The sequence below is a fragment of the Arthrobacter sp. 05T47 genome (assembly GCF_056395825.1).
Genome location: NZ_JBFTKG010000043.1, coordinates 16,084 through 27,236 on the forward strand (window position 1 = coordinate 16,084; position 11,153 = coordinate 27,236).

10 protein-coding genes are annotated in these 11,153 nt (G+C 66.7%); 5 read left to right on the top strand and 5 right to left on the bottom strand.

Going from position 1 to position 11,153, the window contains the following annotated elements; translation table 11 throughout:
• Window positions 1-6: 6 nt before the first annotated feature.
• Window positions 7-1,395 carry a sigma 54-interacting transcriptional regulator gene (locus AC1DEY_RS20425; protein ID WP_476869567.1) on the bottom strand — a complete coding sequence of 463 codons (1,389 nt, stop codon included), beginning with the start codon at window positions 1,393-1,395 and terminating at the stop codon, window positions 7-9.
• Between the two features lie 145 nt (window positions 1,396-1,540).
• On the opposite strand from AC1DEY_RS20425, the gene AC1DEY_RS20430 reads away from it, so the two are divergent.
• Entirely contained in the window at window positions 1,541-2,236 is a 696-nt protein-coding gene (locus tag AC1DEY_RS20430; RefSeq protein ID WP_476869568.1) for an MSMEG_4193 family putative phosphomutase, read from the top strand.
• Between the two features lie 34 nt (window positions 2,237-2,270).
• Window positions 2,271-2,972 carry an SCO1664 family protein gene (locus tag AC1DEY_RS20435; protein WP_476869569.1) on the top strand — a complete coding sequence of 234 codons (702 nt, stop codon included), beginning with the start codon at window positions 2,271-2,273 and terminating at the stop codon, window positions 2,970-2,972.
• A gap of 26 nt (window positions 2,973-2,998) precedes the next feature.
• On the opposite strand, the gene AC1DEY_RS20440 is transcribed toward AC1DEY_RS20435, so the two are convergent.
• The 3 genes from AC1DEY_RS20440 to AC1DEY_RS20450 all read right to left on the bottom strand — a co-directional run bounded on the left by AC1DEY_RS20440 (window position 2,999) and on the right by AC1DEY_RS20450 (window position 5,609).
• Window positions 2,999-4,252 carry an RNA polymerase sigma factor gene (locus tag AC1DEY_RS20440; RefSeq protein ID WP_476869570.1) on the bottom strand — a complete coding sequence of 418 codons (1,254 nt, stop codon included), beginning with the start codon at window positions 4,250-4,252 and terminating at the stop codon, window positions 2,999-3,001.
• Window positions 4,253-4,287: 35 nt separating this feature from the next.
• Window positions 4,288-4,707 carry a YciI family protein gene (locus AC1DEY_RS20445; RefSeq protein ID WP_441410550.1) on the bottom strand — a complete coding sequence of 140 codons (420 nt, stop codon included), beginning with the start codon at window positions 4,705-4,707 and terminating at the stop codon, window positions 4,288-4,290.
• 245 nt (window positions 4,708-4,952) lie between these two features.
• A complete protein-coding gene (locus tag AC1DEY_RS20450) occupies window positions 4,953-5,609 on the bottom strand; it encodes an MBL fold metallo-hydrolase (protein ID WP_476869571.1) in 657 nt (218 codons plus the stop codon).
• Window positions 5,610-5,845: 236 nt separating this feature from the next.
• On the opposite strand from AC1DEY_RS20450, the gene AC1DEY_RS20455 reads away from it, so the two are divergent.
• The 3 genes from AC1DEY_RS20455 to AC1DEY_RS20465 all read left to right on the top strand — a co-directional run bounded on the left by AC1DEY_RS20455 (window position 5,846) and on the right by AC1DEY_RS20465 (window position 9,431).
• Window positions 5,846-6,622, top strand: coding sequence for an electron transfer flavoprotein subunit beta/FixA family protein (locus AC1DEY_RS20455; RefSeq protein ID WP_476869572.1), 777 nt, complete (start codon window positions 5,846-5,848; stop codon window positions 6,620-6,622).
• Between the two features lie 11 nt (window positions 6,623-6,633).
• On the top strand, window positions 6,634-7,617 hold the full coding sequence (locus AC1DEY_RS20460; protein WP_476869573.1) for an electron transfer flavoprotein subunit alpha/FixB family protein: 984 nt from the start codon (window positions 6,634-6,636) through the stop codon (window positions 7,615-7,617).
• A 461-nt stretch (window positions 7,618-8,078) separates the two neighbouring features.
• Window positions 8,079-9,431: a cytochrome b/b6 domain-containing protein gene (locus tag AC1DEY_RS20465; protein ID WP_476869574.1), complete on the top strand. Its 1,353-nt coding sequence runs from the start codon at window positions 8,079-8,081 to the stop codon at window positions 9,429-9,431.
• A gap of 94 nt (window positions 9,432-9,525) precedes the next feature.
• Here AC1DEY_RS20465 and AC1DEY_RS20470 read toward each other — a convergent pair whose 3' ends face one another.
• Window positions 9,526-10,146, bottom strand: a complete 621-nt coding sequence (locus tag AC1DEY_RS20470; RefSeq protein ID WP_476869575.1) for a hypothetical protein — start codon at window positions 10,144-10,146, stop codon at window positions 9,526-9,528.
• Between the last annotated feature and the right edge of the window lie 1,007 nt (window positions 10,147-11,153).

Below are 11,153 nucleotides of genomic sequence, written 5' to 3' on the forward strand. Positions count from 1 at the left end.
GGACTGCTAGCCGTAGATCGTTTCTTCGTCGTCGGAATCCTTGGAGATCCGCCGGGCGAGGTAGAGACCTTCCAGCGCAAGTTCGACGGCGGCGGCGCGCTGCCCGTCGTTATTCGCGCCCAGGCGCTCACTGACTTCCTCGTACAGGCGGGAGCCGTTGAGGTTCGGAAGGTTGTGGAGGAACTCCCGCGCCGTGACCAGTTCCCCGGTGGTCACCGTGGTGTGGCCGTCGAGAGCGGCCACCAGCGGACCCATGTCGAGTCCGTGAAAGTGCGCCCGCACGGCTTCTGCGGTTGCTGTGCGCAGGAGGTGGTCCAGGACGGCCTGTTCCCGCCCTTCCTCACCCGACTCGAACTCAATCTTCCCCGAGAGGACGTCCACTGCGGCCTCCAGGTCAACGATCCTGGCGACGGCTTCCTCCTCGCCGCGCACGCTGGCCCGGCGCAGGGCCGCCGCGGCGACGGTTTCCGCACCTGCGATGCCGAACCGCGCGGAAACCCCGGAGGTCTGGTTGACCGCGGGAGACTGCCGCAGCGCCCGGGTGTAGCGGGCCAGGATCTCGAGGATGACGGGCGGGACGCTGGCCACCAGCTGCCCCTCCTGGCGGATGACGGCGACCTCGTCGTCGAGCTCTATCGGGTAGTGGGTGCGGATTTCGGCACCGAAGCGGTCCCGCAGGGGCGTGATGATCCGGCCGCGGTTGGTGTAGTCCTCCGGGTTGGCGGACGCGACCACCAGTACGTCCAGCGGCAGCCGCAGCACGTAGCCGCGGATCTGGATGTCGCGTTCCTCCATCACGTTGAGCATCGAGACCTGGATCCGCTCGGCGAGGTCGGGGAGCTCGTTAATGGCGATGATCCCACGGTTGGAGCGCGGGACCAGGCCGTAGTGGATGGTTTCCGGGTCCCCGAGGCGGCGGCCCTCGGCCACACGCATCGGGTCGACGTCGCCGATCAGGTCCGCGACGGAGGTGTCCGGCGTCGCGAGCTTTTCGACGTAGCGTTCCGAGCGGTGGCGCCACGCCACCCGGAGCCGGTCCCCCTCGGTGAGGACGCGGGCGCGGGAGTGTTCCGTGATCGGTTCGTACGGGTGTTCGTTCAGTTCCGATTCCTCGATCACCGGCGACCACTCGTCCAGCAGCCCGGCCAGGGTGCGCAGGAGCCGCGTCTTGCCCTGTCCCCGCTCGCCGAGCAGGACGATGTCGTGCCCGGCGATGAGGGCACGTTCAAGCTGGGGAAGGACGGTCCGGCTGAACCCGAACAGACCGGGCCACGGATCGCGGCCCGCGGCGAGCGCGGCGAGCAGGTTGTCGCGGATTTCGCGGCGCAGGTCTTTGTGAACGTGGCCGGCGGCACGCAATTCACCAACAGTGAAGATATCGGGGCGATCACTCACTCCTCTACGGTAGTCCTCGACTGTGCGGGGAATCGAGGGATTTTGCGGATTCCTGCGCAAGGTCCTGCGGAGACCCCTACCGCTACGCGGCTGCCCCACCCCTCGCAAGCTCGGGCGGGGACCCCTGCCGCTACGCTTAGACCTGATGACTGCTGCAACGCCGCCGGCACCATCGGCGCCACCATCCGGACCGCCGTCGGGACCCTCATCGGAGCCTCGGGGCACGATCCTCCTTCTGGTGCGCCACGGGGAGACGCCGACTACCGGCAAGGTCCTGCCGGGGCGGGCCCCGGGACTGCATCTTTCCGACTTGGGCCGGGCCCAGGCTGAACGGGTCGCCGAGCGTCTCGCCGGTTTGTCCGTCGATGCCATCTATTCCTCGCCGCTCGAGCGCGCTATGGAAACGGCGGAGCCCACAGCAGCCCGCGCGGGACTTGAAGTGAAGCAGGACGCCGGCCTGCTCGAATGCGACTTCGGCGAGTGGACCGGCGCCTCCCYCGCCGAACTGGCGGGTCTCCCGCAGTGGCAGACCGTGCAGCACAGCCCCTCCTCCTTCCGCTTCCCGAACGGCGAGAGCTTCASCCAGATGCAGGCGCGRATCGTCGGAGCCCTCGAGGCCCTGTGCGCWGCCCACGCCGGCGGCGTCGTGGTGTGCTTCTCCCACGCCGACCCCATCAAGGCCGCSGTCGCCCACGCCCTGGGCACGCACCTGGACCTCTTCCAGCGGRTCGTCATCAGCCCGGGGTCGGTGTCGGCTATTTCTTTTGTGGAGGGYCAGGCACCCGCCGTGCTCATGGTGAATTCGACGTCGGAACCCCTCAGCGGGCTGAGGGGGCCGTGATGAARCTGGGGCTGACGGTRAATCGGGGCAGACGGTGTCCGGCCGGGAGCTGACGCTGCTGGCCGAGGGCAGCGTCGAGCTGCTCGGACGCCTCCCGCGCAGCAGCAACGAGACATTCCTCGTSCAGGTTTCCTGCGGTGAAGACTCCGCTTGGGCKGTCTACAAGCCGGAGGCCGGGGAACAGCCGCTGTCCGATTTCGAGCCGGGGCTGTACCGGCGGGAGCGCGCGGCCTACCTGCTCAGCGAGTCCCTGGCATGGGGACTCGTGCCGCCGACGGTGATCCGGGAGGAAGCCCCGTTGGGGATCGGTTCGCTGCAATGGTTCATCGAGTGCGACTTCCGTGAGCACTACTTCACCCTGTACGCCGACGCCCCCGAGACCCACCGCGACCTGGCGCAGATCGCACTGTTCGACTACGTCGCCAATAACACCGACCGCAAGAGCGGGCACGTGCTGCGCGGTGACAACGGGCGGGTGTGGGGCATCGACCACGGGCTGTGTTTCTCGGCTGGTTTCAAACTGCGCACGGTGATCTGGGACTTCGCGGGCGAACCCATCCCGGATGCYYTGCTCGAGGACATTGCCCCGCTCGCGGAGGCGGTACCTCCCGAGTTGATTGAACTTCTCGACGACGGGGAGGTCACCGCCCTGCAGCAYCGYGTTCAGCGCCTGCTGCGCACCCGGGWGYTGCCGGTGGACCGCACCGGCATGCGTTACCCGTGGCCGCTGGTTTAGACAATCTCCCGTGGGCTGCCCCTGCCCTACGGCCGGGTCAGCTCGCCGATCTTTCGTTCCAGGGCGGCGCGTTCGGCCGCGTTGGTGCACAGCGCGACGGCCTGTTGCAGGGCGGACTGCGCCTCMCCGCGGCGGCCGAGYCGGGTCAATAACTCGCCCCTGACGGCCGGCAGCAGRTGCGAGCCGTTRAGTTCGCCCCGGGATGCGATCGCGTCGACCAGTTCCAGCCCGGCGCCCGGGCCCGATGCCATGGCCACCGCCACCGCGCGGTTCAGTTCGACCACCGGCGACGGCGCCAGCCGCCCCAGGGCCTCATAGAGGATGACRATCCGCTGCCAGTCCGTTTCCGCGACGGAGGGGGCCACCGCGTGGCATTCGGCGATGGAGGCCTGCAGCCCGTAGGCGCCGAGCCCGCGGCCGGYCCCCGCGGCCTTCGCCAGCGCGGCRCGGCCKCGCCGGATCGCCGACTGGTCCCACAACCGTCGGTCCTGGTCCTCCAGAAGGACCGGGCGGCCGGAGGTATCGAGCCTCGCGGGGAAGCGYGCGGCCGTCAGTTCCATCAGKGCAAGCAGGCCGAACACCTCKGGTTCGGGCGCCAGCCGCGTGAGCACCCGGGCCAGGCGGCGCGCTTCGCCTGCCAAGTCCGTGCGCATCCAGGATTCACCGCCGGACGCGAAGGAACCCTCCGTGAAGATCAGGTACGCGACTTGGAGCACCGAGCCAAGCCGTTCGGGGAGTTCGTGCGTTTCCGGCACGGCAAAGGGAACGTGGGCGGCGGCCAACGTCTTCTTGGCCCGGGTGATGCGTGCCTGGATGGTCGGCACCGGAACCAGGAACGCCTTTGCGATCTCGTCGGTGCCCATGCCGCCCACCACGCGCAGGGTCAACGCGATCCGCGCTTCCCTGGACAAGACGGGATGGCAGGAGATGAACATCAGGGCCAGCACGTCGTCGTCGATCGCGTCGGGGTTGAACAGCGAATCCGCGCCCGGTTCCGCCTCCGAAAGGTCCCGGGCCAGCAGGGCGTATTTTTCGTCSCGSGCGGCACGCCGCCGGAAGGTRTCCACCGCCCGGCGCCTGCCGGTGGTCAGCAGCCAGCCCACCGGTTCCGCGGGAATCCCATTCACCGACCACGACACGAGGGCCTCGGCGAGCGCCTCCTGCGCCAGGTCTTCGGCCAACGGGAAATCGCCGGTGTAACGGGCAAGGGCGCCGACGATGCGGGCGGACTCCATGCGCCACACCGCTTCGACGGCGGCCCTTGCCGCGTTGCTGCTCACTGCTGTTTTGGGCTGGGCWGTCCGGRTTGGCTGGTTCAGACCTGGCCGGTCTGCTCGCGCCAGGCGCGTTCCTTCTGGATCCATTCATTGTCCTGCGGGAACTCGTCGATGGAGGGTACCCGGCGGATCTCGGTCTTGGTGCCCGCCGTCATGGGGGCCCGTTTGGCCCACTCGATGGCTTCCTGCTTAGAWGCGACGTCGAGGATGTAGTAGCCGCCGAACAGCTCCTTGGTCTCGCCGTAGGGGCCGTCAGTGACCACCGGGGTGTCGCCGGTAAAGTCCACCACGACGCCCTCCTTGGGATCATCCAGGCCCTCGGCCGCCAACAGGACGCCGGAGCGGATCAATTCGTCATTGAATTTGCCCATGATCTCAAGCATTTCGTTGAAGTCGGCCTTCTCGAAGTTGGCGTACGACTCATCGGTGCCGCGCATGATCAACATGTACTTTGCCATTTCAATCTCCTAGGTTGTGGAAAGTCGCCCTCCGACCTTCTCACCCACAGGTCGAACAGCGCGAGGGAAAATCGACACGGTCCCGAAAATTCATTTGGCGCGGCCTATGGCAGCTCRCGGCTTGCCCGCGGCATCCATGTTGCGGCCAATTGTCATGGGCCGGTCCCCTGCCCAACACCACGACGACGGCGGGACTTCCCGCCGTCGTCGTGATCCTGGACCACCTTCCGGGCGCTACAGCCGTCCTAAGTCCCGGCCCCGCGGGAAACCAGTTCTCGGAGTTGGGCAACTGCGTCGGGGACCTCAGCTCCGTGCGAGAACAGCATCCTTCTCGGCGCCAGTTCGCTGAGCTTCCGCAGCGAGAGCTCAGCCTGCGCCGCATCCGCAGTGAAAGGTGCGGGCGGCCGCGCCACTACGCCTGCCATCGCGCCCACSGYGTCCCCRACGAACAGCACCCCCTCGTCCTCSYGCAGCAGGCMGATATGRCCCTTCGTGTGCCCGGGYGTCTCGATGACCCGAAGTCCCCGGACATTGTCCCCCTCCGAAAGTGGCCGCAGCGGGACAGCCGAGGAGATCGCCTGGGCCTCAGGCGCGCCGGCCCAGACGTCGGCTCCCGGGGTCCTCGATGTGACCTCATCCARTCCGCCGACATGGTCTGGGTGTGAATGGGTAAGGACGACGTCGGTGATATCGGACCATTGGGCGCCGACTCGCTGCAGTGCCAGTTCGATCTCCGCGGCGCTTCCCTTCAGCCCGGCGTCRATCAAGAYCAGCCCGGTGGAGACCCCGACGAGAAAGCAGCGCASGTCCAAAGTGAGCTCGTCCGGCCCGGCAATTCCTGCAGGCAGATGAATTTGCTGAACAACTGGTTCCACAAATGACCSGACGTTAGCCATGTTCATCCTCCCGAAGGTGACTCAGTCCCCTCAATATCGGCATAGCACGCACAAACGTCAAGGCTTTGGGTGAACCGTCACCCGCCRGCGGCAGGCCGAACGCYACGCCTGCRTCGYGATTTYWTGGGCCGYACKTCSCGACACGGGCMCTGTCCAGCAGGAARGGCAGCACTTTCGTAGACTCAATGGAGATCCGACGTGTCTCCYCACTTGAGACATGCCCGCCACAGGAAGAGYCATCGATGAAGATTATCGTCCTAGTAAAGGAGGTCCCCGACACTTACGGGGACCGAAAACTGAACCTTGAAACAGGCCTCGCCGATCGCGAAGCCAGCGAGACGGTCATTGATGAGATCGGCGAGCGGGCCTTGGAGCTGGCMCTGACCYACGCCGACGCGAACGMGGGCACYGAGGTCGCCATGCTCTCCCTCGCCCCCGAGGGTGCCACGGCGACGATACGCAAGGGGCTCGCGATGGGSGCGGGAAGYGCCACCCACATCTGTGACGAGGCGCTGCGGGGCGCGGATCTTGGACTGACCGCCGAGACCCTCGCAGCAGCGATCCGTCGCGCTGGGTTCGATCTTGTGATCACCGGCAACGTCTCCACCGATGGATCCGGCGGCATGATTCCCGCGATGCTTGCCGAACTGCTCGACGTGCCGCACGCTACCGGCCTCAGCTCAGTAGAAATCAGCGAMGGCGCCGTGTCCGGCTCCAGGCCCGTGGAATCCGGCCTGCAGACGGTRTCAGCGAACCTGCCCGCGGTAATTTCCATTACCGAGGCCCTTCCCGGGCCGCGCTTCCCGAACTTCAAAGGCATCATGGCCGCGAAGAAGAAGCCCCTTGAGGTGCTTACCCTTGCTGACCTGGGGATCACGGCCGACGATCCGGACGCGGCGCGTTCGATCATGCTGAGCGTTGCAGAGAAGCCTCCGCGCGCGGCGGGCGTAAAGATCATTGATGAGGGTGATGCTGGCGAGAAGCTCGCCGACTTCCTTATCGAAAACCGACTGGCGTAAGGCGCAACGACATGACTGAATACCCTCGTGACGCGATCCTCGTCGTCGTCGAAACCATGGCTTCCGGTGAACTCGAGAAGGCTGCGGCCGGACTCTTCGGCGCTGCCGCTGCAGTGGGCACTCCCATTGCCTTGGTGCTTGCCTCACCCGGCACCGGGGGCGCCGCCGCCGCGGAGGCCGCTGCCCTGGGTGCCGCGCACGCACTGGTGGCGGAGACTCCGGACCCGGGCGCGCTCGGTGTGCCGGCCGTTGACGCGCTGGCCACCGCTGTGGGGCAGGTGCAGCCGGATGCGATCCTGATTTCGCATTCGCTGAATGGACGCGACCTTGCCGGCCGATACGCTGCACGTTCGCGTGTGGCGATTTCTGTCGACGCGATCGGTGTGTCACGTGATGACGCGGGCGTGCTGGCACACCACTCCGTTTACGGCGGTGCCTACAACGTGACGTCAACGGCCACGTTTGGGGCGCCGGTAATTACGGTTCGCCAGGGCTCCATCGAGGCGCGCGCCACGGCTCAGCCGCAGGCATCCGAAACCCTGGACGTGACCCCGTCCGACAAGCCGGCCGCACGGATCGACTCGTTAGAGGAGGCAGTTGCCGCCACTGCGCGGCCGGAGCTGCGCGGTGCCGCGAAGGTTGTTGCAGGTGGGCGCGGACTCGGGTCGGAGGAACAGTTCGCCCTGGTCGGCCGGCTCGCCGATACCCTCGGCGCTGCCGTTGGCGCCTCGCGCGCCGCGGTGGATGCCGGCTACATCCCCCAGTCGGCCCAGGTCGGCCAGACTGGGGTTTCCGTCTCGTCACAGTTGTACATTGCGCTGGGCATTTCCGGCGCGATTCAGCACCGGGCAGGCATGCAGACCGCGAAGACGATCGTCGCCATCAACAAGGATTCAGACGCGCCGATCTTCGAGATCGCCGACTTCGGCGTGGTCGGCGACCTCTTCGAGGTWGTGCCCCAGCTGATTAGCGCCCTTGAGGCTCGGAAGAAGTAGCGATGGCAACTCTGTCTCGGAATATYCGGCGGGGCCTGCCGCGCGTCGAAGGCGGTGACCCCTGGCCCCCAGCAGGCGAGGYACCCGCACGCATTGTCACRGCAGGAGCGGCTGCGGGATCGACCTCAGTTTCCGGGGTGGRACCGGTCACCGCCGGGCCGGCGGCCGCAGCGCCGCCCGCCCCYGCTGCTGCCMAGGAACCGGCCCAGGTGCCGGTGCCGAATGCAGCGTTGTCCGCTCCGGTCCCCGCAGTGAACGACGGCGGCGCGGCGGCGCGTCAGCTTCGGCGTGGCCTGCCGCGCGTGTCGGGTGGGGAGCCTTGGCCGCCAGCGGGSGAGGCTCCGGCATCGGTGCAGGTTGTGTCCGGCGCTCCCGCGGCTGTYGGGCCGCCCGCCGCAGTTACCACTCCCGCGCCGGTTCCGGCTGTAGAGGTTGCTGCAGCTACTGCTCCTGTTCAAGAAGTGCCAGCAACGACGTCAGCTGCTGCTGCGCCGGCCACCGCACCTGCCAAACTGGCGACGGGAACCACAGCGCTGCGCCGCGGACTCCCCCGGGTTCCCGGCGGTGAACCGTGGCCGCCAGCCGGACTTGCTCCGGCTTCCAGCGTGGTGGCGGCCGCTGCTGCTGCCGCTGTTCCGGCCGCTGCGGTTCAGGCTGAGCCCGAACCCATTGCCGAGGCCCATGACCCGGCTGCCAGCGTGGCGGAGACCGTTGCCGTGGTGGAGACCGTTGCCGAGACGGAGCCCCCGACGACGGCGACTGCGAGTTCATCAGCTGCCTCACCGGCGGTCACCGCCACCCCAGCAGCGGGAGCACCAACAGCCCCAGCACGGTCCGCCGCCCCGGCACCGGCAGCAAGGACTGCAAAGCCCGCCGTCGTCGACGAGCCCGTGAAGCCAAAGTCCGAGGCGAAACTTTACGGCTCGCGCACCCTGGGSCAGTGGATCAAGCTCGTGGTACTCCTCGCGCTCGGCGCGGTGGCCGCGGCAGCGATTCTTGTGCTCGCCGCGCGCGGTGTGACCACGCTGCCGGGTGTCCCGGAGTTCCTGGAAAAGTACCCCGGCGCGTATGACCTGCCCGATACGGTGGAGCCCGGCTTCCCGTGGTGGGCGCAGTGGGCACACTTCTTCAACATTTTCCTGATGGTGCTCATCATTCGCTCCGGCTAYCAGGTGCGCACCCAGCAGAARCCGCCCGCKTACTGGACGCCGAAGGGYGGYGGCAAGAAGRTCAGCATCAACCTGTGGCTGCACCAGTCGCTCGAYATYTTGTGGCTGGCCAACGGGCTCATCTACGTGGTGCTGCTGYTTGCCACCGGCCGCTGGATGCGAATCGTGCCGACCAGCTGGGAGGTSTTCCCGAACGCGGCCTCCGCGCTCCTGCAGTACATGACCCTCGACTGGCCCGTTGAGACCGGCTGGGTGAACTACAACAGCCTSCAGCARCTCATGTACTTCATCGTGGTGTTCATCGCGGCCCCGCTCGCGGCGATCACGGGTGCGCGCATGAGCGAGTTCTGGCCGAAGGACRCCAAGACGGTCAACAGGATCTACCCGGTGGAGGYSGCGCGMGCGATCCACTTCCCSACGATGCTGTTTTTCGTGCTGTTCATTCTCGTCCACGTGTTCCTGGTATTCGCGACCGGTGCGCTGCGCAACCTMAACCACATGTTCGGTGGAACTGACGAGGTGAACTGGGTCGGCTTCTGGCTCTTCGCGGCCGCAATCGCCGTCACGGCAGCCGGCTGGTACGCGGCCCGCCCGCTAGTGCTCGCACCAATCGCAAAGCTGTTCGGTCRGGTGAGCAGCCGCTAGCCCTCCACCRTCCACACAGGAGGATCCCGCCCCRCACGCCGCTCAGGCKCTCTGGCACGGGATCCTCMMSTGTCGGACCGGGACTKGCYGACCYTTAGGGAGCSGGGTCCGACACTGCCGAMATCTGGTCCTGCGGCTCGGYGGARGTACGGTTTGAATGGGCGATGAGGACCAGGGCCGCACCGATAAGTACGCCGTTTTTTGCCACGAACTCGCCGTCGGCGGTCAACAGCAAGGGATCCCCGTCKGTGAACATCAGCCCGGGTGCCATTGCGAAGGTGGCGAACGTGCCAGCAAGGTGCATGGACAATGCCACCAACGCGAGACGGAGCAGGACGCCGCTGATGAGCAAGCAGCCAATGGCCAGTTCGGCGGCTCCGAGTGTCACCAGGACGAGCTGGTCATGGCCAAATGGCAATGTCTGAGCGATGAGCCCCGCCACCGGAGACTTGCCGACAATCTTCAGCCCGCCGAACCAGACGAATACAAGCCCGAGCAGCACCCGCAAACCCGGCAAGGCAACCGGCCGCAGCGCCCGCGTAACCATATGGTCCAGGGCACGTGCCCGCTCGATTGCCCCTATGGGGATGTGCAGCCGGTCGGAATAGGTTCCTTCCGACCCAATCCGTTTATTCCGGCGTGGCAGTGGACCCTGCTCGCGTGCCTGGCGTCTGAGGCTCGATTTATCAAACATGGCTACGTTGCCTTTCTTCAAGCAGCCCTCCCTGTCYGCGGGCCGCCCTCAGAGAAGAGTGGTCCYCRCGGCTTGCGGAAACCTTGCCGGTAGTCAGCCATCAATTCGACGCCAATCGAGCACACCCGCATGTTGTTCTTCCACAGCGAGYGGCCCGCCATGGTTCCGCCGGCGTGGAGCGGGGAGCGGGTCAGCTCGCCGAACTGCCGGCCAGCAATCTGGTAACGTTATCTATTCGTAATATTGCCTGATCGAAATGTGTTTGAATATGCCTGCAGACTCCGCTAAAGACGASAAGCCGAAACAGCTCCTAGGACTAAGTGGCACCCAGACTATCGGCTCGGCTTTGGCAGCGGTGACCTCTGCCYTGGTGGGGTCCTTTCTCGGCGTTGCCGGGACGCTTATCGGCGCCGCACTCGGCTCTATCGTTGCCACGGTGGGCGCCGCTCTCTACGCCAAAACYCTYAGTTCGGCCGCCACTGTCGCATCGAGGAAAATCCCCCTGCGGCGCAGGGGCGGACTGSCCACTGACGACGGCGACGTGCTGGCCGCCAGCGCTCCGGCCGAGAGCGACGMACCTCGAGCCAAACGTGTGAGGAGGCARCTCACCCCCAAGACCTGGATCAAGGTCGGGGCGGTCAGYGCCGCCGCATTCGTTATCGCGATGGTCGGCGTCACGGCGGTCGAATTCGGAACCAATCGGCCCATCTCCAGCCTTGTCTCGTCGACGTCGAGCATCGACAGCGGTGCCACCGGGCACACAACAACGCTGGGCAAAGCATTTAGCGGCAATCCGGCTGTCCCGAACGAGACAGACAAATCGGCCGGGAACCCGGTGGAAGTCCCTGGGCAAGTCAAGGAAGGCACTGGCAAAGCGGGTGCCCCGACTACGGATGGTAGCCCCAGTGGCGTGGGCAGTGGGGCGGCCGGAACTGAAGCGCCTGGAGCTAACGGAGCAAGCGACACCCCGCCGGCAGACCTCGCACCCGACGCCGGACAGAGCCCGGAGCCTTCCCCCGTGACCGAAC